Here is a 20621-nt window from a genome sequence, read left to right as displayed (position 1 = left end):
AATGACAGACTCAAAAAACCCGATAGATTTCTCAATGTTATTGGCGTCGTCAGTCCACGATATAAAAAATTCATTGGGCATGCTGCTCACCTCGCTTGATGAAATGATTGATATCACCGCAGAAGAGCGTCCTGAACAGCGGAAAAGTTACAGCGTACTTCGTGGAGAAGCCTCACGCATCAACAACGCCCTAATTTATTTGCTAGGGCTCTATCGATTAAACAGCGACCAATTATTTTTAAATCTGGAAGAAGTCTTTATAAACGACTTTTTGGAAGAACAAATTGAAAGTCAAAAATTATTATTTGAAGTCAACAATGTAACAATAAACATTCATTGCGATGACAACCTTACCGGCTACTTTGATGAAAACTTAATTGCCGGGGTAGTCACCAATATTCTGGTGAATTGTGCAAAATACACTCAGGATCATATTGATTTATCCGCCGAGATTATCGAAAAAAACCTGGTTATCACTATCATCGATAATGGCAGTGGCTACCCAAAAGCGATTATCGATAACATTAGCAATAAAGAGCGCAGCATCGATTTTAATAGTGGCAGCACCAATCTAGGCTTGTTTTTTTCCCAACAAATTGCTTCAATCCACCACTGCAAAGACCGCACGGGCTCTATAGAACTTTCCAACCTTCCCGGCGGTGGCGGCTGTTTTAAATTAATCTTGCCCTAATTACTTCTGCTAACATGTGACTGATATTGATCGCGATTTCACAACTATGTTTAGCTGCAGCAAACTCTGGACCCAACATGACTGAGACCCCACTTACCATCGAAACGCTGCAAGAGGTACTCAGTTGCTTGCCGCATTGCGTCACACTCGATTTACGCATTGCTAACATCGAAAGGAAAAAAATTACTCTCGAGATGCCCTACTCCCGGCAAATTATTGGCAACCCCGACACCGGCGTAATCCATGGCGGCGCCATCACTACGCTATTGGATACTACTTTAGGGTTTTCTGTGCAACTGTCACTGGAAGGGTTTACGAGATTGGCCCCACCCTCGACTTACGTATTGATTATATGTCAGCAGCAACACCTAATAGGTCGGTGTTTGCCAATGCTGAAGCCTACCGTGTCACTAGCAATGTTGTATTCACCCGCGGCATTGCTTATCAAGATGATATCAATAAACCCATCGCCACCTGTGTCGCAGCCTTTATGCTAATGCCGGTCCCGGTAAACGTGCAAAACGTGGGGACCTCCACCAATGCCTGAACACACTACAAGCACCCATCAACGCGTTGAACAGGCGATTGCCAATCGTGACATGGATGCCCTGATTGCAGAGATTCCCTATGCACAATTAATTGGCATTGAGAGCTTTCCTATCGGAGATGAGTTTATTTTTCGGATGCCACAGAAAGATAGCAATATAGGCAACCCCACCTTACCGGCCATTCACGGCGGTGTACTCGGTGGATTTATGGAAACTGCAGGCGTACTGTACGTGATGATGTTTGCTGATATTTTGACGGTGCCGAAAGTGGTCGATTTTTCAATCGATTATTTGAGCCCTGGCCGTCAACGCGATAGTTTCACCCGCTGCAAAGTGGTGAGACAGGGGCGAAAAATCGTCAACGTTTCCATGACCTGTTGGCAAACTCACGAACACACCCCAATCGCCATGGCTAGAGCCAATTTTTTGCTATCTGATCAATAGGACCAGCATCACGGTTCATTTTATTAAACTTGCGTCATAAATTACCCTACCGCCCCGCACTTATTTATACTGCACAGCCTGTTTAATCGGCGTGAGTATTAACCATCAATGGCACTTTTTTCAAAACCGACAGCCAGAGCGCTAGCCATCATCGACCTACTGATGGCCAACCCTCATCAATCCTTCGGCCTGACTGATATTACCCGACGGCTTAACCTTAACAAGGCAACCTGCCATGCCATTCTAACTACCATGAGCACTTACGGCTTTTTAGTCCAGGATTCCAAATCCAAAGCTTATCGCTTAGGCCCCTCGATTGCCGCAGCGGGCCATGCAGCCTTTGCCCAATTCCCGGTATTGGAATATGCCCGCCCGGAACTCGAAAAACTCACTTCGGAGTTGGGCATGGGCTGTGGTGCTATCGGCCGCTCCGGTAGTCATATTGTACTGCTCGCCCATTATCGTACCTCCGCGCCATTCGAATCCCCCTTTCAAATGGGGCTGCGATTACCCAATATCGCACCACTAGGCGCCTGCTTTATTGCCTGGTCACCAGCAAATCAATTGCAGCAATGGCTGGATCGCTCGCATAATTCCAGGGGCGAGTACCATGAAAAGTTCGATCAATCACTGCGTATATCCGTGATCGCCATTCACTCACGAGGCTTTGAAGTGACGCTTAAAACATCAGCCGAAGCCACCTTGGGTAAAAGTCTGGCGGTACTGAATGAAAACTGGAGTCTGGATACTCTGGAAAAAGCCACCAACACCTATCAACAAACCCTGTGTGACGAACCCTACCATTTGGATCGAATTGATCCCAAGCGTAGCTACGATGTCTGCAATATTTCGGTACCTGTATTTGGCTATAGCCGCACACCGGAATTAACCTTTACCGTCGGTTCGATTACCCAGGCTTTAACCGGCGCTGAAATTTTGGATATTGCTGAACGCTTAAAAGAAGCCTCATTACGCGTAACCAAAGCCGCGCGCGAGACCACACCCGGAGTAAGAATGCAGTAACGCAGGTTAGCTGCGATATAAAAACTTTTAGTAGTGGCAGCCTTATTTGGGCTGCTATCATTATTCGCTCATACTTTCAGCCAGAAACCAACGCAGCATGACCGACTCCAGCGCCTACCAGCAAAAAAAAGCTTTCTTTGATAATTTACTCACCATCTACGGTCGCAAACCCGTGCTAGAAGCGCTGCAGGATAACAGCCTCAACATTTACAAATTGCATCTGGCCGATTCCAATAAAGCCGGTGGTATTGTAGCTGAAATTGTTGCGCTGGCTGAGCAGCGCCAGATTGAAATCCAGTGGCATGACCGCAAAGCGCTCTCAAGAATTTCCCGTAACAGCAAACAGGATCAAGGCGTAGCGGCTGACATCCAAGTTGCTAAACACCAATCCGTCGATGAGTTTATTCATCATCGCAAGCCCGATCAGCCTTTCAACCTGATCGCTTTAGATAGCATTACCAACCCACAAAATTTAGGCATGATTATTCGCTCAGTGTGTGCAGGCAGTGTTGATGGTTTGATTATTCCGCGCAAAGGCTGTGCGGCACTTTCACCGCTAGTCATCAAAGCCAGTGTCGGTACTTTATTTAAAACCCGTTTATTGCATTGCGACGATTTAGCAACAGCACTTCAGGAATTAAAACAACAGCAAACCAGTATCTGCACACTATCCTCGCACGCAAAACAATCGCTATTTGATTACAAACCGAAACAATCTGTAGTGTATGTACTGGGAAATGAAACGGAAGGAGTGTCAGCTAATATTTCCAAAATCGCAGATCAGCAGCTGAGAATTCCAATGAATAACGGTGTTGAGTCTTTGAATGTGGCAATTACTGCAGCATTGATTGCTTTTAGACAATGATAAGAGCTGGTATTTTTTTATCACTCAACATTGAAGTCTTTTTACTATCATAAGGACAAACTATCTGCCTAAATACATAGCTAACCCTAAAAAGATACCCAAGTAATCGCTACTAACATCACTTGGACAAATAGCTCATCCCTTCTTCTAACCCCTTCACTGTCAATGGGTACATATGCCCTTCCATCAGCTGTTGAGTCAAATTAATAGAATGCGTGTAGTGCCAATCTTCCGGGGGCACCGGGTTTATCCAAATGACTTTTTCGTAGGTTTCTTTTAAGCGCCGCATCCACATTTCACCGGATTCTTCATTCCAGTGTTCAACGCTGCCGCCGGGTTGAACAATTTCATAGGGAGACATTGAGGCGTCGCCAATAAACACCACCTTATAATCGCTGCTGTACTTATGCATGACATCCATCAAGCTTAAGCGCTCAGTGTGACGGCGAATATTGTTATCCCAAACCGATTCGTAAATAAAGTTATGGAAGTAAAAATATTCCATATGTTTGAATTCAGAACGCGCTGCAGAAAACATCTCCTGACAGACTTTTACATGTGGATCCATGGAACCACCTACATCAAAAAATAACAGTACCTTTACTGCGTTGTGCCTTTCGGGCACCATTTTAATGTCTAGCATGCCAGCATTTTTAGCAGTGGAGCTGATGGTGTCATCCAAATCCAGCTCGTCTTCAGCGCCGGTACGGGCAAACTTTCTTAACCTTCGTAGCGCCACTTTGATATTGCGAGTACCAATTTCTACATCGTCATCAAGATTTTTAAATTCGCGCTTTTCCCAGACCTTAAGCGCTTTTTTATTGCGACTTTCACCACCAATACGCATCCCTTCAGGGTTGTAACCACTATGACCAAAAGGTGAGGTACCGCCGGTGCCTATCCATTTATTACCGCCCTGATGACGTTCTTTTTGTTCTTCCAGGCGCTTTTTGAACTCTTCGATTAATTTTTCAAGACCGCCAAGAGATTCAATTTTATCTTTTTCTTCCTGAGTGAGCTGCTTGGTAAATTCTTCCCGCAGCCAGTCTTCTGGTATCAGCGCCTCAATAACATCTTCAAGGGTTTCAAGGTCACGAAAATAATAGCCAAAGGCGCGATCGAAGCGGTCAAAATACTTCTCATCCTTGACTAAAACTGTGCGGCTTAAAAAATAAAAATCATCAATATCAGTAAACGCCAAATGATTTTGCAGCGCTAAAATTAAATCCAGCAACTCCTTAATCGACACCGGCACATTGGCGCGCTTCAAGGTTTGAAAAAAACTGATCAGCATAGAGTAACTACCCGTTCACACCCAGTGACTAGCCGCGACTCTCACGACGATGCATAAAGGCCAAACGCTCAAGCATATGCACATCTTGCTCGTTCTTTAACAATGCACCATACAATGGCGGTATGGCTTTGCTGGCATCACGATTTTTAAGAATTTCATCAGGGATGTCATCAGCCATCAACAACTTTAACCAATCGATTAATTCAGAGGTGGATGGTTTTTTCTTTAAACCTGGAATTGCCCGCACGTCAAAGAACACTTCCAAAGCCTCTGTGACTAACTGTTGCTGGATATTAGGGTAATGTACATCAACGATTCGTTGCATGGTTTCGCGGTCAGGAAAATTGATGAAGTGAAAGAAACAGCGACGCAAAAAAGCATCAGGTAATTCTTTTTCGTTATTACTGGTAATGATGATAATCGGACGATGCTTGGCCTTTATAGTTTCACCCGTCTCGTAAACAAAAAACTCCATCTTATCCAACTCAACCAACAGGTCGTTGGGAAATTCGATATCGGCTTTATCGACTTCATCAATCAACAATACGACTTGCTGATCAGACTCAAAAGCCTCCCACATCTTCCCTTTCTTGATGTAATTCTTGATGTCATGAACTTTCTCATCACCCAACTGGGAATCCCGTAAACGCGATACCGCATCATAGTCATACAAACCCTGCTGGGCCTTAGTGGTGGATTTAATATGCCATTGAATGAGCGGCATCCCCAAAGACTCTGCTACTTGTTCGGCTAACAGGGTTTTGCCGGTACCAGGCTCACCCTTGATAAGCAACGGACGCTGCAGGGTGACCGCCGCATTTACGGCCATTTGTAAGTCATCAGTTGCGATGTAGGTATCAGTGCCTTGAAACTTCATGGGAATATCATCTATAGCAAAAAAATGGGCGTTTAGACTACCAGACTTAATGATGATGGCAAGTGGCGAACCGGCCCACCGACACTATCCAAATAGGCCACTTTAAAACATACGAACACAAAAAAGGGGCTCTTAAAGCCCCTACATATAGTCAGATAATTTATTTGTCATCACTGGCTGGGTCGATATCGATGGCATCGTCAGGCAAATCTAAAATATCATCCAGGTCGTCCATGGGCTCTGCTTCTAACTCTTCCTCATCCTCGACAGCAACATCATCGATATCGATATCAATGTCTTCAACATCGACCTCACCAACATCGAGTAATTCATCCTCAAGGTCATCAATAGCTTCGGTATCCATCTCATCAGACTCAGCTTCGGCAGCATCTTCTACCGCTGGAGTCACTGCGGCTGCAGCTACTGCAGGCTCCTCATCAAGGTCATCTAGCGCACCCTCGCTAACCTCATCATCCTCTTCAATATCATCTTCATCTTCATCTTCATCCTCGTCCACTTCAATGTCATCCGGCCCCTCAAGAATAGCCGATTCACTGGGGCTACTGGCCACAGCCTTATAAGCAAAATAGCCTAGCGCTAACACTAAAAGATTACCTAGACCGATTCCCGCATAAAGTAAAATTTGCCCCCAATTAATACCTTCTTCCTGTGTGGGCTCAACGGCAGCCTCGACCACCGGCTCTGCTGGCTCAGGCGTCACTTCTGACTCAGGCTGGGGCTTAGCAGGTGTGTTTTCAGCTTCAGGCGGCGGGCTCACGGGCACCACTGGCACCGGTCGAATAATTTCCGAACCAAGCACTTCGTGCTCTATTTCTAACGGATTAGTGTTAACCTTAAAGGCAGTGCCATCTTTATAGCGACCACTGATTTCAAAACTGACAATATATAAACCCGACTGACCTACCCCTTCGATTAGTAATTGCCAGCGCCGGTCTGCACTAGCCTCTAGCGATACTTGCTGGTTACTGCCATCAGGCAATAGCAGGGTTGCCATAACACTCGTATTAGCGCCATCAATATCCGCATTGCGGGCAAAAAGGCTAACAGTATGATTGGGAATATCGTCCTTAGTACTGCGGCTACGAACCTCAAACGCCTCACGTATCGCTATGGTTTGCTTAACTTTGCGCTGAAAAGTTTTGGCATCAGCATGCACTGAGACATCATAAACGCCACTGAATTCAGCATATCGAGATTACCGATAAAGTGTCCGTCCATCGGGATGGGTCTACTTCAGATAATGAATATCGCCACTGCTCACCATCATCGCGCCGTAACACCTGCATTGACACTTCTATTAAATTCAGAAACTCAGGACGCGTAATGGTTTTATCCTGCTCTTGTAGAGCCGCCATCAATTCTAATTTATCACCCACGAAACTGGCCTTGGGCAAAGGCGCCAGTTGTAAGCTTAAATTACTAACGATGGTGACTCGACTATTAGGCTCAAGTTCAGCATTGATGGTCCATTCACCTTCATAAGGGCGGGTTACCGTAATCAAATCGTAATTTTGTTGGCGAAACCACTTAATATCATCGGAATGATTTTGTAAGGTGAACTGTTGCTTCTCTGGTGAGATCAATACGGCAGCATCACTGCCAGGTTTGCGGAAGATTAGCGCCGTAAATTCTTCAATACTGGAATCAACTAAAAACGTATTGCCTTCCAGTGGCACCTGCTCTACTGGTACCGCCGCATCAAAAGCCTGTAAAAAAATATTGGTAAGATCTTCTGCGGTTTCGGCAACGGCTGCTAAACCATTCGTTTCAACCGCTAAACGCTCCATCAGTTCGCGATCAGCATTTTGCGACAGCGCAACCGTATGCACAGTAATGCCCGCTGCACGTAGCCGCGGTAAAATCTGATTAATAATTTGGTCGCGGGCTTTAGCGTTTTCAGCTGGCGATTTTGAAATATCGACCATGCCGTCTGTTAACAATATCAAGTGCACTTTATAGGCAGGGTCTAGCTGATCAATATCATCCACGGCCTTGAGCAAAGCGGCAGGAATATTGGTATGTAATGCAACCGAATTAATTTTGAGCGCTTGCGACAATGCGTTATCGCGCCAAGCCTGATCAACATCTTTGCTGGCAACCAGATTATTAACCCATTGACCGAAGGTCCAGACCCCGGCCTTGGAACCTGGTGGGAATAATTGCACCAACAGCTCTAACGCCGGACGACGTAGATTCTGCGGGTCATTCTGTTTCATACTTCCGGAGATATCGATGACAACCCTGACATCAGGGCTTTGAGCAGAGGCGCCAATCGCACTATTTTCCACAGTGGCCTGCTGGGCATTAAGCTGACCACTTAATAACAGCATGAATAGCGTTGATAACACGCCCATGAGTGGCAACACCGCAAGCCGGATTTTTTTCATACAGACTGGAACTCGCATTGAGGGCAGCTACACCACATCGCTGCCCGGTTAATATTCAGCGTTTATTTCCATAAAAACAAATAAACAGCAATATTAACAACTAGTTATAGCAGGTATTTGAAGATTAACAACAGCACATCAAAGGCCAAAGGAAACTATACAAGGCATAATCCGCCCAGGCATATTGAATCTATCATCGGCTTAGCTGCTGCCTACTGCGCCGTCGCATTGCCCACAATAATGAAGTTCCGACAAACATAAACATGGCAATTAATATTGGCCATATTCTTGGTAAGGCAGCCTCAAACCCTAAATTGATACCCTCCATTAATGCTGCCATAAAACTGGGAACCCAATAGCCTGACTGCTCAAGGCTAGCAGGTACTATCAGCACCGCCAGTAACAGTAACTGCATCACGGTGGTAATATCTCGATTCTTTATTCCGGAAAGAATTTTCCAAAGTAATAATTGAGCAGCAGCGACTGCTAATAGATAAATAATCCATGCATAATAATATTCACTGCCTGTTTCCATTATTGGACACTGCCTCTTTAAAAATACTGATGGGGTCGCTACTGAAACGCAGCAGCTAAATAGTATCACGATGCGCTATGGATAAAAAAGACCACAGCATGGACTATCAAAAGGCCAACAAGAATACACAGACTATTATACGGCTAGTTAGAATCCTCGATCGCGGAATCTTTAGGTAATAACTTTTCTACCACGCAGCACATGACCACGTCACCCAATACATTAATGGCAGTACGACACATATCCAAAATACGATCCACCCCAAGTAACAAAGCAATCCCTGCCGCTGGAATGCCAACCCCTTCCAGTACCATACTCAAAATAACAATACCGGCACCCGGTGTAGCAGGAGAGCCAATAGATGCGGCAATGGCCATAGTCACGACAAAAACATAACTGCTAAAAGTCAACTCTACTTGAAAAACCTGCGCTAAAAATACTGTAGCAACGCCTTGATAAAGCGCAGTGCCGGTCATATTAATAGTTGCACCCAACGGGACTAAAAATCTGGCCACACCTGCTCTTACTTGCAAATTTTCTTCAGTGACTTTCAACGTCAGCGGCATCACCGCCGCTGAGCTACTGGTCGAGAATGCGAGCAATAGCAACTCTTTGATATGGGCAAAAAAATAGCGAAGACTCACCACCCCTACCATTTTAATTATCACCACATACAATATTGCTAACAGCAATAAGCCACTAACCACAGTAAACACATACATCAACATGCCGGTCAGCACATCAATGCCTAAATTGGCCACCAGTCTACTAATCAACCCAAATACCGCCAATGGCGCTAAATACATTGCCCAGGACACCACTCGCATACTGACTTCCTGCAATGCTCCCAATAGATCGAACAATGGCTGTGCCTGTTTTGCCGGGATGGAAATCAAGGCAAACCCTAAAATAGAGGCAAATAAAATAACCTGCAACATCTCACCGGATACCATCGAGGCAATAGGGTTTTTCGGGAACAACGAAATAACTTTTTCAGGCATATCCTCTGCTGCCGGAAAACCTCCAGCAGTCTGCGTAGATACGCTAGCACTCATCATACTATCATCCAAAGCAGCACTATTTATGTGCTGGCCCGGTTGAATAATCTGGCCTAAACCAATACCGGCCACAGTACCAACAATGGTGGTGAACATAATAAAAGCCAGTGCCAACAAGCCAATTTTTTTCAATGCCTGGGGATCGCTGTTCGCAGCTAAACCGCGTACCACAGAAGCGATTACCAGCGGCACGACGATCATCTGTATTAACGCCAAAAATACTTGCCCTGGCAGCGCCAGCCAGGCAGTAATAATTCGGACCGTTTTCTTATCCACCAAACCCAGTTCAGGCCCTAGTAAGAAACCCAATGCAATCCCCAGTGCCAAAGCAATCAGGACTTGCAACCATAAGCGCCCTTTAACCCACCGCTCTAACCGATCAGTTAAATGGTGCAATGGGGGAGGTAAAAACGAGCATTACTAGACATACAGGCACCTTGCTTTAGTGGCAGGTTATTCCTTATCAGATGATCAAAAACTACCTCTTGATCTTAACATTCCCGACCAAGCCAGCGGTGATGCAATAGCTTGATCTATGACAAAGATATGCGAGTTCATACGCAGACCAATACCAGCACTTGAATCATTAAATAACTTTTCCTTGCTTGCTATTAATAATACTTGCCCTACCCTGATCTTTGCTGTAAATAGCTATTTTTTTAACCCCGAGTGCCTTGGGGTGCCCAACCGTCAGTTCGCTATTGATGTGCCAAGCATCACTCCACTCTACTGGATCTACGAATGTATAAGACACTTTTTGTAGTGGATGACGAAACCATCTCGCTTGAACAAGCATCGTTAAACGCGATTAGCTTTGAAACTTATCTGCGTGACTACCCGAAACTCAATGAGCCAAAGATTCGTGTCATTAACCTGTGCAATACCGAACGCTATTTAAGCCAGGGGTATTATTGTTCACTACTGGCAGAAGCCCGCCATCATCAAGCACTTCCCAGTATTAAAACTATTAATGCTTTGCGCACCTTTGCCAATAAAGGTGATGGCCTGTGGCTTAAAGGTAAAGAGTTACTGGTAGAAACTGACAACACGGAAATAGCAACCGTTAGCCATATCATGTGCATGGGTGAAGTTATTGATAGCCGCTATAAAAAACTGGCTAACCGGGTGTTCCAACAATATCCTGCACCCCTGTTAAAAATCAGTTTTGTAGCTGCCGCTTCCGGTGTTGCTGTTAATTTGGAGCGCTGTTCACTGCCAGAATTAAGCCAACAAGAGCAGGCCTTCTGTTTGGAGGTGCTACAAAAATATTCCCAATTACAGTGGCAAAAAAGCAGTGCCAGCAAGCAATATCGCTGGGACATGGCACTGTTAGTTAACCCCGAAGAAGCCGTACCACCCAGTGACAAATTGGCTATTGCACGTTTCATTAAAGCGGGAGAAAAATTAGGAATACGGGTACAGACTGTTACTGCTGCCGATTTACTGCATATCAATCAATTCGACGCGCTGTTTATTCGTGAAACTACAGCAATTGACCACCATACTTATCGTTTGGCATCAGAAGCTGAAGCCAATGGGCTCGTGGTACTTGATGACCCGGATTCCATTTTACGCTGTTGTAATAAAGTGTTTTTACACGACGCTTTTAACTATCAAAAGGTACCCAGCCTGACGACGTTGTTTATTAACGATAGTAGTGACGCCACCCTTGATACTCTGGAACAACAATTAGGCTATCCTGTCGTGCTTAAAATGCCTGAAGGCTCTTTTTCACGCGGTGTTTATAAAGCGGAAAACCGCGAAGTGTTATTTCAGACTCTACAGGACCTGTTAAAAGACTCGGCGCTAGTACTGGCACAGGAATTCTTGCGCACTGATTACGATTGGCGAGTGGGAGTACTTAATGGCCGGGCGATTTATGCCTGCCGTTACTATATGGCGCGTAACCACTGGCAAATTTACAACCATGACTCCAAGCGCTTCTTCTCTGGCGGTTTCGATACCCTGCCCACGTTTGAAGTTCCCAAAGCAGTATTGAATGCAGCGCTGAAATCTGCAGCCGTTGTTGGCAATGGTCTGTATGGCATCGATATCAAAGAAACTGATGGCAAGGCCTATGTATTGGAAGTCAATGACAACCCCAGTATTGACTGCGGGGTAGAGGATAAATATCTGGGCGAAGAATTGTATATGCAAATTATGTCTGAATTTTTGCGCCGACTGGAGTCCAGAGGCCGCTAGTATGCAGGCAAACACATTAAGCCAACCAGCAGCGTGGTTTCTGCAAGATTACCACGCCTGTCGGACAGATTTTTTACGCCGTTGTGACAATCAGCATTTGCCACATCAACAGCTACAATGGAATTTAACGCTTCCTGGAGAGACCAGTAGCTGGAGCAGCGACGCAATTTATTTTGGCAACCCTTCAGCCAATAAAGTACTGGTTATAATAAGTGGTACCCACGGTGTCGAAGGCTATTGTGGTAGCGCCTTGCAACGTTTTTTTCTGGCTGAGCTGGCAGCTCAAGGTACCCGGTTAGCGGAAGACAAAGCCGTCGTCATGTTGCACGCGTTAAACCCCTGGGGCATGGATCAAGCGCGTCGCTGCGATCATCAGGGTATTGATCTCAATCGCAATTTTATTGATTTCAACCAGACAGCTATCCCCCATCCTGACTATGAACACGTGTTAGCCTGTATGCAGCTGGACAGCATTTCTCGACGCCAGCAATTGCAACAGTTACAACAGCAATGGGGACAAAGCTATTTCGATAAAGTATTAAGCGGTGGTCAGTATCATATTAACTGGGCACCTTTTTATGGCGGCCAAAGCCCGGCGCACGCGCAAACAGTCATTAATGAATTAATTGCACAGTGGTCGTTAGCAGGTCGAGAATTACTGGTCATGGATTTACATACCGGTCTCGGCCCCTGGGGTTATGGCGAGCTGATATCCGACCACCCCAGTGGTAGCAACGGCAATCATTTCGCCAGGCAATTATTGGGACAGTCAGTCGCCGTAACCGCTGAGGGCGGTTCATTTTCAGTGCCTAAACAAGGGCTGTTAGATTACCGCTGGCATCAGCTAATGGAGGATAGCGGTTGTTTTTTAACCCTTGAATTCGGTAGCTACGGCACTGATGCACTGTTTGAAGTATTACTTGATGATCACGACTTATGGCGCCGAAAATGGCAATTGGAAGGCTCAGTGAGTAGTAATGAGCAGGCTAGTATCAGGCAACGGATGGTCGAACATTTCTGCCCGCAAGATCATTTATGGCAACAGTCAGTGCTAATGCGTGGCTGGCAATTATTTCATTATTTATTGGATAGCAATGTATGGCGTTAGCCGCCCCCATCGAACTTGATATTCGCGAAGCAGAACTGAGCGATGTAGATGCACTATTGGCAATTGAAGATCGCTGCTTTGACAGCGACAGGCTCACTCGTCGCAGCTTTCGACACTGGATTAAAGCCGAGCATGGCATTTTATTGGTAGCCCAGCAGCATCAAAAAATACTGGGTTATGGGCTGGTTTGGTGCCATCAAGGAACCCGGTTGGCGCGATTGTACTCGCTAGCGAGCTTACCCGAAGCACGCGGGCAAGGCGTTGCCCGACAATTATTATCAGCATTGGAAAAAGCCGCCGCTGAACAAGGACGATTATTTTTACGACTGGAAGTTGCCAAGCATAATGAGACGGCCATCGCCCTCTACCAAAATAATGGCTATCGAATTTTTGGCGAGTTTAGTGATTACTATGAAGATCACAGCGATGCCCTGCGCATGCAAAAAATTATTGCCCAGGTACAACAGGAAACCCTGCAATTACAGACGCCATGGTATTGTCAAACCACCAACTTCACTTGTGGCCCAGCTGCACTGATGATGGCCATGGCCAGCCTCGAACCAGAATTGCGAATGGATCAACAGCTGGAACTGGATATCTGGCGGCAAGCGACAAGTATTTTTATGACCTCCGGCCACGGCGGCTGTCACCCTTTTGGTTTAGCGCTAGCCGCTGGTGACAATAATTTTGAAACTGAAGTTTGGCTCAACACACATGACACGTTGTTTATTGATGGCGTGCGTAAACTCAACAAGAAAAATATTCTGGATGTAGTGCATCAACAATTTCTACAACGTACGGAAGCGCATCCAGCTATCAACATTCACTATGGCGACATCAACCAGCAACAAATTGCCGACTGGTTGCAACAAGGCTATGCCGTAGTGGTATTGATCAGCACCTATCAACTCGACGGTAAAAAAACGCCGCACTGGGTTACAGTAACCGGTATCGATGACCGCTGCCTATATGTCCACGACCCGGACCCTTCAGAAAAAAATCTGTTACCGATTGATTGCCAGTACTTGCCTATAGCCCGTGCCGACTTTGACAAAATGTCAGCTTTTGGGAGTAGCCGCTTGAGAACGGCTTTGGCAATAAAACCTCTGGAAGTTAACTAATGTATCTACGACCACAGTATTTAATGTGTAATTGGGGTGTTAACAGACTACCTGGAATGACAATAAAACGGGACGGGAGGAATTTGCTGTTGAGACTTTTTTAAAACACTGCGCTAACACATCACAAAAAAGATATCATTCCACCCAGTGAATAATATGTTCCTCATAGCCGTCAGGATGTACATACTCCTCGCTCAACGCACGCCCCTTAATCGACACACCCGTCTGATGCACCGTTTCAGGAGCACCCGAAATTAACGGATGCCAATCGGGCAATGGCTTTTTTTCTGCAACTAAACGATATGCGCAAGTAGATGGCAGCCAATGAAACTCTGCAACATCCTCTGGCCGTAGCCAAACACAGTTGGGGACCAACTCATTACGGCGCTGATACTCGGTGCAGCGGCAGTTATCATCCATATAGCGACAGACTACCTTGGTGTAATATACGTCGCCGGTATCTTCGTCTTCTAATTTATGCAGACAACATTTTGCGCAGCCGTCACATAAAGACTCCCATTCTTCAGAAGACATTTCTGCCAGAGTCTTTTGCTCCCAGAATACACGTTTAGCCATGGTTACATTTTACTGTTTTTTTCGTGGATGGCTCGCATGCTGGCGTCGGCCTGGGGTGGCATTTGCAGGAAGTAGCCTTCTGCGTCCAAGCCCGCTAACACCTTGGTAACATCCACCCTGGCCAATTTACGGGTGGGCTCTATTACCAACGTCATGGCCAATTCCGGCTTACCAAATTTTTTTAATAATACGGCGGGAACACGCTCCAAGTCTTCTTTTTTATCGACGTAGAGATACATACCTTCTTTTTTGGGGCTGCGGTAAATGGTACAAATCTTTTTCATGCTGTTCTCGACGTTTTTTTCAAACGTAACCAAGGGTGAACGATTAAGCTTCTCGCTGTAGCAAACTGAGCAAATCATCACCCACTACAGCCTTACGCCAACCACACAATGTTTCCGGTAAATGATAGCGCCCATCGTCAACACCCGAACGCAACAGAGCTTCGTAATCCCGTTTTTTTGCCAATAATTCTTCAGCCACTTGCAAATGTTCAGCCCTTGCCTGCACATGATTTTTTAATCGTTTTAGTATAGAGCCCGTTTCAGGGGGTAAGGGTTTGGGCAACGTCGCTGGTAGATCATTCTCATCCAAGGCCTGTGTTTGCTTAATAATCTGCAATAATTCATCGGCAGATCGGTGCAGTGTCTTTGAGCTAATATCACTGATCCGCGATAAACTTTTAAGATCGCCAGGTTGCACGCGAGCAATATCGTAGCAGCTGCTATCTTTTAATATCCGCCCCCGCGGTTTATCGCGCGCCCTTGCCTGCCCCTCGCGCCATGTGGTGACCGCTTGCAACACCGCAAGCTGTGATGACGACAACTTCCACACCGCTTTTACTTTTTATAATAATCTTCACTGTTATCCACTGCAGAAAATTTCTGCAACACGGTTGCGCATTCTTCCTGCAACCACGTCCAACGACCTTTTGCCGTTAAGGACTCCCGCAACCTTTCATACATCGTCGGTAAATACGCTACATCCAAGGCAGCATAATGAATCTGTGAAGCCGTTAGTGGTCGTTGTAACCAATTGGAGCGGGTCTCGCCTTTAGGCACATGAATTTGCAGCAACGCTTCCGTCATCCGCTGATAGCCTAAACTAAACCCCATCCATCCAGACCTGCGGCAATTTGAGTATCGACCAGTGGATTAGGAATAACACCGAACAAGCGATCAAACACTTCTAAATCTTCACTACAGGAATGCAGCACTTTAGTAATGTCTTTATTTTCTAACAGCGCGCTAAAGGGGCTGAAATCATCAATCGATAATGGGTCAATTAAAAAACAGCCAGTGCCATCTGAAACCTGCACCAAAGCACCAATGGGATAAAACGTATCGGTACGAATAAATTCTGTATCCAGTGCCAACACTGGTGCCTTGGCCCACTGTTGACAAAAACGTGCCAAATCTGTGTTGTTATCAATATAAACCGGGTGTTCAATTTGGTGCTGGCTGATATCCGTCATTATTAATCCACGACCCTACGGCCGGCTAGGGCATGGGCCAGTGTACCGGCATCCACATATTCCAATTCACCACCCAGCGGTACTCCGTGAGCAATACGTGACACTTTAATATTTAAGGCTTTGACTTGCTCTGTGATATAAAAAGCAGTGGCCTCGCCTTCTACGGTTGGGTTGGTGGCCAGGATAACTTCGTCAATTTTTTCCTGACGAAGGCGCAGCAACAAATCACTGACTCCGATCTCGGCGGGGCCAATACCATCTATTGGTGATAAATGCCCCATTAATACAAAATATAAACCGCGATAAATGCCGGACTGCTCAAAGGCAAAAACATCAGCCGGGGTTTCAACTACACAGATTGTAGATTGATCGCGCTTGGGGTCTTCACACAAAGAACAGCGCAATTGCTCGGTTAAGGTGCGACAATTTTCACAACGGGTGACACCGGTCATCGATTGCTCTAATTTTTTCGCTAATTTAAAACCGCCCTCACGGTCTCGCTCTAATAAATGAAAGGCCATGCGCTGAGCAGATTTTGGGCCTACTCCGGGCAAACAGCGAAGCGCGTCAACTAACTGGTCTATTAAGGGGCTAAATGCCATAGGACTTCTGTTCTTTGGTTGATTTTATAAAACATAATTTGCTGACTATTATAAAAAAGACTTAACTAAAGGGCATTTTAAATCCTGATAAATCCATACCGCCCGCCAGCCCGGACATGGCATCGCGATTAGTGGCTTCAACTTTACGCACCGCATCATTAACCGCAGCGGCCAACAAGTCTTCCAGTACTTCTTTATCTTCCGTTAACAAGCTGTCATCAATACTGACACGACGAACATCATGACGGCCATTCATCACAATTTTAACAAGGCCGGCACCAGCCTCTCCCTGCACTTCTTTTCCTGCCAGGTCTTCCTGTGCCTGCTGCATTTTCTCTTGCATCTGCTGCGCTTGCTTCATTAAATCATTAATGTTCATACATACCTCTTGGCTCCACGCTTGAGTTCCGTTTTAAATCGGTTCTACCGACTGCTCATCTAACTCTGCACCAAATTGATTAATTAATACTTGTATATTGGGATCATTTTGTAAACTGACTAAAGCTTGCTGTCTACGCTCCGCTTTCAGCCGCTCCTTTAAAATTGAAGGTGTTTCTACTGCCACCACACCCACGGTGATAGTCAATTTAATCGGCGCATTCAATGTCACCGCTAAATGCGACTCTATGCGATTACTGTAGCTTTCATTGAAGAGTGTCGCGTTATTTTCATCCAATAAAAGATGCACATGATCGCCGTCAATTTTTTGCAACACACAGTGGGAGGCGATATTGCCAACTACGCCACCAAAACCTAATTGCTCGAAGGCATGACTCCAGTTCTCCGGGGTCAGGTTTTGTAGTGATATTGACTCGGGTAAATCGGACTTAGGCTGCTGAGCAATCGCGATTGCCGCTGGTACTTCAACAGCAACTTGCAACTCAGCTCTAGCAGGCTTAGCCGCTACAACAGTTTCTGTAACTGCCGCCACTGTGGCTATCGCCGGTGCGGGTGCAGCTGCGGGCACTACCGACTCAGGTTCAGCTTCTACAACAGCTGGAGTAATGGCCGCAGGCGGTAGCGGCGCTTCAGACTTTTTTGTAGGTTGCGGCGCCTCCGAAGACACCGGGGGCTGACTGAGATCACTGTTTTGAATGCTTACTTGTGGCAGCTCAGGAATACCCGCCGGCTTAAACGCCAGCATCCGTAGCAACACCATTTCAAATCCACTACGCGGATCCGGTGCCAGCGGTAAATCACGCCGGCCATTTATTCCCAATTGATAAAATAACTGTACATCTTCTGCCGCCAATCGCGCTGCTAACTGCATCACCTGCTCACGGTCACCAAAGCTGTTGTCCGTTGCATCCGGTACCGCTTGCGCAATCGCAACTCTATGCAACAAAGTCAACAACTCTTCCAGCGCCGAACCGTAATCCGGCGCATGTTCTGACAAGCGCGCCACGGCCGCAAGTATTTGCGCACCATCCAGTGACGCCAGCGCTTCGAGAATATCGTATACCGCTGTTTGGTCGATGCTGCCAAGCATATTGCGAACATCGGCCTCCTGCAATTTACCGGAACCAAAGGAGATAGCCTGATCAGCCAAGCTCATGGCATCACGCATACTGCCATCGGCAGCACGGCCTAATAGCCATAAAGCCGGGTCATCAAAACCAACCATTTCCTGTTCAAGCACATATTGCAAATGGCCGACAATGCGTTCGGGGCTCATATTTTTTAAATTAAACTGCAGACAACGGGACAAAATAGTCGCGGGTAATTTCTGGGGATCTGTAGTCGCCAGCAAAAACTTCACATGGGGCGGTGGTTCTTCCAGGGTTTTTAACAAGGCATTAAAACTGTGAGTCGAAAGCATATGAACTTCATCGATCAGGTACACCTTATAGCGCCCAACTGTTGGCGCGTATTGCACATTTTCCAACAACTCGCGAGTGTCTTCGACTTTGGTGCGGGAGGCCGCATCCACTTCAATCAAATCAATAAAGCGGCCTTCATTAATAGACGCACATGCCCCGCATTGGCCGCAGGGCTCAGAGCTGACACCGGCTTCGCAGTTTAAACACTTGGCCAAAATTCGAGCGATGGTGGTTTTGCCCACACCACGGGTGCCTGTGAATAGATACGCATGGTGCAGTCGATTATGATCCAGCGCGTTTATTAGCGCCTTCAACACATGCTCCTGCCCCACCATTTCACGAAAGGTTTTTGGCCGCCATTTGCGCGCCAGTACCTGATAACTCATGCACTTCACCGACTATTAATCCAGCCTCGAAGGATACACCAGCACAGCCGATACATAAACGTCTAGCTCAGAAGAATTGTTAGAAAGACAAAGACTTAGCGACGATAAATACCAGATTTACCCTAGCTAAAACCCGCAAAGCTACCTGCAGCAGTATAGTCAAATAACCCCTGTGGGAAATAGCGGGCTGACTTACTGTAAACCGCGATAAAACACCTGCCCACCCAACTGAATATTAAAACATTCAAACAACCTGACAATTCCTTAATATTGGTGAACTAAGAGGCACTGCCGCTGTCCCAGTGTTAACTTTAGTAAAAGCTGCAAAATCAATTACTTGCTACCGATGCTAGATCTTGCTTTTACTACTTAGTTAGCTATGATGGTGCCAACATAACATGCAGATTAACCCCTACGGAGAAAACTATGCGTGACAATCCAGTTTTTGCTAACAGCCAATCAGCTGATTCAGCATTAGCCACCAATAAAGTCCTTCGCAACACCTATATGATGCTATCGATGACATTGCTAGTCAGCGCTATCACCGCTGGACTTTCAATGGCAATGAATCTGGGCTTCGGTGCCGGCATGGTCATGATGATCGCCGCCATTGTGTTAATTTGGTTTGTATTACCCCGCACAGCTAACACCACAAAAGGTGTTTATGTCGTATTTGCTTTTACTGCGTTGATGGGTGCCGCTTTAGGGCCAACCCTGAACCACTATCTGGCCATGGCCAATGGCGGCAACATTGTAATGCAAGCCCTGGGTGGAACCGCCTTGGTATTTTTCACCCTGTCAGGCTATGTATTAACAACCCGTAAAGATTTCAGCTTTATGGGTGGCTTCCTGATGACAGGATTGGTAGTTCTGGTGCTGGTTGCATTAGTGCTAATGGTTGGCGGCATGATGGGCTACCACGTTCCCGCTGCACAATTAGCGTTAAGCGCCGGTATCGTTTTACTGATGTCTGGTTTTATTTTGTTTGACACCAGCCGTATTATTCACGGCGGCGAAACTAATTATCTAATGGCAACCGTTGCACTGTATTTGGATATCTATAATTTATTCACCAGCCTACTGCACCTGCTAGGCGCAATGGGCGACGATTAATTTCTCACCCTGCTTTAACCAAGCCTCGATATTTATCGGGGCTTTTGTTTATCTAGCATTCACTAATGTCAGCCACGGCTATGAAATTTTCGCTACTTGTCTTAGGTTCACCCTATTCCAGCCAGTCGGTAACTACAGCCTTGCGTTTTGCTAAAGCTGCTGCTGATGGCGGCCATCAACTCTATCGGGTATTTTTTATCACGAGGGCGTTAATAGCGCCAATACCCTCAGTATCCCACCGCAGGATGAGACAAACATCCCACAGCAATGGCAACAATTAGCTCAGAAATATGAGATGGATCTTGTGGTTTGTGTCTCCAGCGCATTAAAGCGAGGAGTGATAAATGCCACAGAGGCAGAGCGTTACGAAAAACCCGCCAGTAATTTAAGCCCCCCCTTTGAGATTTCCGGCCTGGGGCAACTTGTCGATGCGGCTATTCACTCCGACCGCTTAATTACTTTTGGGCCATGAGCAA

23 protein-coding genes and 1 pseudogene are annotated in these 20621 nt (G+C 46.1%); 10 read left to right on the top strand and 14 right to left on the bottom strand.

The genetic code is table 11. The features are described from left to right. Window position 1 precedes the first annotated feature (1 nt). The 5 genes from UNITIG_RS03575 (at window position 2) to UNITIG_RS03555 (ending at window position 3571) form a co-directional block, all read left to right on the top strand. Entirely contained in the window at window positions 2-691 is a 690-nt protein-coding gene (locus UNITIG_RS03575; RefSeq protein ID WP_235015239.1) for a sensor histidine kinase KdpD, read from the top strand. A gap of 352 nt (window positions 692-1043) precedes the next feature. After that, window positions 1044-1238: a hypothetical protein gene (locus tag UNITIG_RS23340; protein ID WP_200821160.1), complete on the top strand. Its 195-nt coding sequence runs from the start codon at window positions 1044-1046 to the stop codon at window positions 1236-1238. Then, window positions 1231-1683: a PaaI family thioesterase gene (locus tag UNITIG_RS03565; protein WP_101757126.1), complete on the top strand. Its 453-nt coding sequence runs from the start codon at window positions 1231-1233 to the stop codon at window positions 1681-1683. The genes UNITIG_RS23340 and UNITIG_RS03565 overlap by 8 nt, the downstream gene beginning before the upstream one ends. A 108-nt stretch (window positions 1684-1791) precedes the next feature. Continuing rightward, window positions 1792-2706: an IclR family transcriptional regulator gene (locus UNITIG_RS03560; RefSeq protein ID WP_101757125.1), complete on the top strand. Its 915-nt coding sequence runs from the start codon at window positions 1792-1794 to the stop codon at window positions 2704-2706. Between the two features lie 97 nt (window positions 2707-2803). Further along, window positions 2804-3571: an RNA methyltransferase gene (locus tag UNITIG_RS03555; protein ID WP_101757124.1), complete on the top strand. Its 768-nt coding sequence runs from the start codon at window positions 2804-2806 to the stop codon at window positions 3569-3571. A gap of 118 nt (window positions 3572-3689) precedes the next feature. On the opposite strand, the gene UNITIG_RS03550 is transcribed toward UNITIG_RS03555, so the two are convergent. The 6 genes from UNITIG_RS03550 to UNITIG_RS03525 all read right to left on the bottom strand — a co-directional run bounded on the left by UNITIG_RS03550 (window position 3690) and on the right by UNITIG_RS03525 (window position 10088). Next, entirely contained in the window at window positions 3690-4865 is a 1176-nt protein-coding gene (locus UNITIG_RS03550) for a VWA domain-containing protein (protein WP_101757123.1), read from the bottom strand. A 28-nt stretch (window positions 4866-4893) separates the two neighbouring features. Next, window positions 4894-5742 (bottom strand): MoxR family ATPase, encoded by an 849-nt coding sequence (locus UNITIG_RS03545; RefSeq protein ID WP_101757122.1) that lies wholly within the window; start codon window positions 5740-5742, stop codon window positions 4894-4896. Window positions 5743-5902: 160 nt separating this feature from the next. Then, window positions 5903-6919: a hypothetical protein gene (locus UNITIG_RS03540; RefSeq protein WP_101757121.1), complete on the bottom strand. Its 1017-nt coding sequence runs from the start codon at window positions 6917-6919 to the stop codon at window positions 5903-5905. A gap of 25 nt (window positions 6920-6944) precedes the next feature. Next, the gene (locus UNITIG_RS03535) at window positions 6945-8150 is read right to left on the bottom strand and encodes a vWA domain-containing protein (RefSeq protein WP_159931072.1); all 1206 of its coding nucleotides are present in this window, start codon (window positions 8148-8150) and stop codon (window positions 6945-6947) included. A gap of 193 nt (window positions 8151-8343) precedes the next feature. Beyond that, complete coding sequence (locus UNITIG_RS03530; RefSeq protein ID WP_101757119.1) at window positions 8344-8685, bottom strand: hypothetical protein; 342 nt, start codon at window positions 8683-8685, stop codon at window positions 8344-8346. Between the two features lie 143 nt (window positions 8686-8828). Beyond that, window positions 8829-10088: a dicarboxylate/amino acid:cation symporter gene (locus UNITIG_RS03525; protein WP_200821159.1), complete on the bottom strand. Its 1260-nt coding sequence runs from the start codon at window positions 10086-10088 to the stop codon at window positions 8829-8831. Window positions 10089-10484: 396 nt separating this feature from the next. On the opposite strand from UNITIG_RS03525, the gene UNITIG_RS03520 reads away from it, so the two are divergent. From UNITIG_RS03520 to UNITIG_RS03510, 3 genes are read left to right on the top strand one after another with little or no spacing between them, the layout of a single operon-like run. After that, window positions 10485-11945, top strand: coding sequence for a RimK family protein (locus UNITIG_RS03520; protein WP_101757117.1), 1461 nt, complete (start codon window positions 10485-10487; stop codon window positions 11943-11945). Window position 11946: 1 nt separating this feature from the next. Beyond that, entirely contained in the window at window positions 11947-13053 is a 1107-nt protein-coding gene (locus UNITIG_RS03515; RefSeq protein ID WP_101757116.1) for a DUF2817 domain-containing protein, read from the top strand. After that, window positions 13044-14174, top strand: a complete 1131-nt coding sequence (locus UNITIG_RS03510; protein WP_101757115.1) for a GNAT family N-acetyltransferase/peptidase C39 family protein — start codon at window positions 13044-13046, stop codon at window positions 14172-14174. The genes UNITIG_RS03515 and UNITIG_RS03510 overlap by 10 nt, the downstream gene beginning before the upstream one ends. A 135-nt stretch (window positions 14175-14309) precedes the next feature. Here the strand turns inward: UNITIG_RS03510 and UNITIG_RS03505 are convergent, their stop codons facing one another. The 8 genes from UNITIG_RS03505 to dnaX all read right to left on the bottom strand — a co-directional run bounded on the left by UNITIG_RS03505 (window position 14310) and on the right by dnaX (window position 19032). After that, complete coding sequence (locus UNITIG_RS03505; RefSeq protein ID WP_101757114.1) at window positions 14310-14750, bottom strand: YcgN family cysteine cluster protein; 441 nt, start codon at window positions 14748-14750, stop codon at window positions 14310-14312. Window positions 14751-14752: 2 nt separating this feature from the next. Further along, complete coding sequence (locus UNITIG_RS03500) at window positions 14753-15034, bottom strand: YcgL domain-containing protein (RefSeq protein ID WP_101757113.1); 282 nt, start codon at window positions 15032-15034, stop codon at window positions 14753-14755. A 43-nt stretch (window positions 15035-15077) separates the two neighbouring features. Next, complete coding sequence (locus tag UNITIG_RS24005) at window positions 15078-15575, bottom strand: HRDC domain-containing protein (RefSeq protein ID WP_235015238.1); 498 nt, start codon at window positions 15573-15575, stop codon at window positions 15078-15080. Between the two features lie 14 nt (window positions 15576-15589). Beyond that, window positions 15590-15865: a hypothetical protein gene (locus UNITIG_RS24900; protein ID WP_255399426.1), complete on the bottom strand. Its 276-nt coding sequence runs from the start codon at window positions 15863-15865 to the stop codon at window positions 15590-15592. Continuing rightward, on the bottom strand, window positions 15850-16224 hold the full coding sequence (locus UNITIG_RS24895) for a ribonuclease D (protein WP_255399425.1): 375 nt from the start codon (window positions 16222-16224) through the stop codon (window positions 15850-15852). The genes UNITIG_RS24900 and UNITIG_RS24895 overlap by 16 nt, the downstream gene beginning before the upstream one ends. Window positions 16225-16226: 2 nt before the next feature. Next, the gene (gene recR / locus UNITIG_RS03490; protein WP_101757112.1) at window positions 16227-16826 is read right to left on the bottom strand and encodes a recombination mediator RecR; all 600 of its coding nucleotides are present in this window, start codon (window positions 16824-16826) and stop codon (window positions 16227-16229) included. A gap of 61 nt (window positions 16827-16887) precedes the next feature. Continuing rightward, window positions 16888-17205 (bottom strand): YbaB/EbfC family nucleoid-associated protein, encoded by a 318-nt coding sequence (locus UNITIG_RS03485; protein WP_101757111.1) that lies wholly within the window; start codon window positions 17203-17205, stop codon window positions 16888-16890. Window positions 17206-17238: 33 nt separating this feature from the next. After that, window positions 17239-19032 (bottom strand): DNA polymerase III subunit gamma/tau, encoded by a 1794-nt coding sequence (gene dnaX, locus UNITIG_RS03480; RefSeq protein WP_101757110.1) that lies wholly within the window; start codon window positions 19030-19032, stop codon window positions 17239-17241. A 426-nt stretch (window positions 19033-19458) separates the two neighbouring features. Between dnaX and UNITIG_RS03475 the strand changes: the two genes are divergently transcribed. Together UNITIG_RS03475 and tusD are read left to right on the top strand one after the other, a co-directional pair. Next, a complete protein-coding gene (locus tag UNITIG_RS03475) occupies window positions 19459-20145 on the top strand; it encodes a Bax inhibitor-1/YccA family protein (protein WP_101757109.1) in 687 nt (228 codons plus the stop codon). A 65-nt stretch (window positions 20146-20210) separates the two neighbouring features. Continuing rightward, a pseudogene (gene tusD, locus UNITIG_RS03470) lies at window positions 20211-20617 on the top strand (sulfurtransferase complex subunit TusD). Window positions 20618-20621 lie beyond the last annotated feature (4 nt).

The organism is Oceanicoccus sp. KOV_DT_Chl (genome assembly GCF_900120175.1).
Classification (GTDB): Bacteria; Pseudomonadota; Gammaproteobacteria; order Pseudomonadales; family Dasaniaceae; genus Oceanicoccus.
The sequence above is the reverse complement of the archived record's forward strand: the minus strand, read 5'-3'. Positions and strand labels throughout refer to the sequence as shown.

Coding starts and splice junctions, on each gene's coding strand:
- UNITIG_RS03575 (WP_235015239.1), top strand. CDS start 2: ATGACAGACTCAAAAAACCCGATAGATTTCTCAATGTTATTGGCGTCG.
- UNITIG_RS23340 (WP_200821160.1), top strand. CDS start 1,044: ATGTCAGCAGCAACACCTAATAGGTCGGTGTTTGCCAATGCTGAAGCC.
- UNITIG_RS03565 (WP_101757126.1), top strand. CDS start 1,231: ATGCCTGAACACACTACAAGCACCCATCAACGCGTTGAACAGGCGATT.
- UNITIG_RS03560 (WP_101757125.1), top strand. CDS start 1,792: ATGGCACTTTTTTCAAAACCGACAGCCAGAGCGCTAGCCATCATCGAC.
- UNITIG_RS03555 (WP_101757124.1), top strand. CDS start 2,804: ATGACCGACTCCAGCGCCTACCAGCAAAAAAAAGCTTTCTTTGATAAT.
- UNITIG_RS03550 (WP_101757123.1), bottom strand. CDS start 4,865: ATGCTGATCAGTTTTTTTCAAACCTTGAAGCGCGCCAATGTGCCGGTG.
- UNITIG_RS03545 (WP_101757122.1), bottom strand. CDS start 5,742: ATGAAGTTTCAAGGCACTGATACCTACATCGCAACTGATGACTTACAA.
- UNITIG_RS03535 (WP_159931072.1), bottom strand. CDS start 8,150: ATGAAAAAAATCCGGCTTGCGGTGTTGCCACTCATGGGCGTGTTATCA.
- UNITIG_RS03530 (WP_101757119.1), bottom strand. CDS start 8,685: ATGGAAACAGGCAGTGAATATTATTATGCATGGATTATTTATCTATTA.
- UNITIG_RS03520 (WP_101757117.1), top strand. CDS start 10,485: ATGTATAAGACACTTTTTGTAGTGGATGACGAAACCATCTCGCTTGAA.
- UNITIG_RS03515 (WP_101757116.1), top strand. CDS start 11,947: ATGCAGGCAAACACATTAAGCCAACCAGCAGCGTGGTTTCTGCAAGAT.
- UNITIG_RS03510 (WP_101757115.1), top strand. CDS start 13,044: ATGGCGTTAGCCGCCCCCATCGAACTTGATATTCGCGAAGCAGAACTG.
- UNITIG_RS03505 (WP_101757114.1), bottom strand. CDS start 14,750: ATGGCTAAACGTGTATTCTGGGAGCAAAAGACTCTGGCAGAAATGTCT.
- UNITIG_RS03500 (WP_101757113.1), bottom strand. CDS start 15,034: ATGAAAAAGATTTGTACCATTTACCGCAGCCCCAAAAAAGAAGGTATG.
- UNITIG_RS24900 (WP_255399426.1), bottom strand. CDS start 15,865: ATGGGGTTTAGTTTAGGCTATCAGCGGATGACGGAAGCGTTGCTGCAA.
- UNITIG_RS24895 (WP_255399425.1), bottom strand. CDS start 16,224: ATGACGGATATCAGCCAGCACCAAATTGAACACCCGGTTTATATTGAT.
- recR (WP_101757112.1), bottom strand. CDS start 16,826: ATGGCATTTAGCCCCTTAATAGACCAGTTAGTTGACGCGCTTCGCTGT.
- UNITIG_RS03485 (WP_101757111.1), bottom strand. CDS start 17,205: ATGAACATTAATGATTTAATGAAGCAAGCGCAGCAGATGCAAGAGAAA.
- dnaX (WP_101757110.1), bottom strand. CDS start 19,032: ATGAGTTATCAGGTACTGGCGCGCAAATGGCGGCCAAAAACCTTTCGT.
- UNITIG_RS03475 (WP_101757109.1), top strand. CDS start 19,459: ATGCGTGACAATCCAGTTTTTGCTAACAGCCAATCAGCTGATTCAGCA.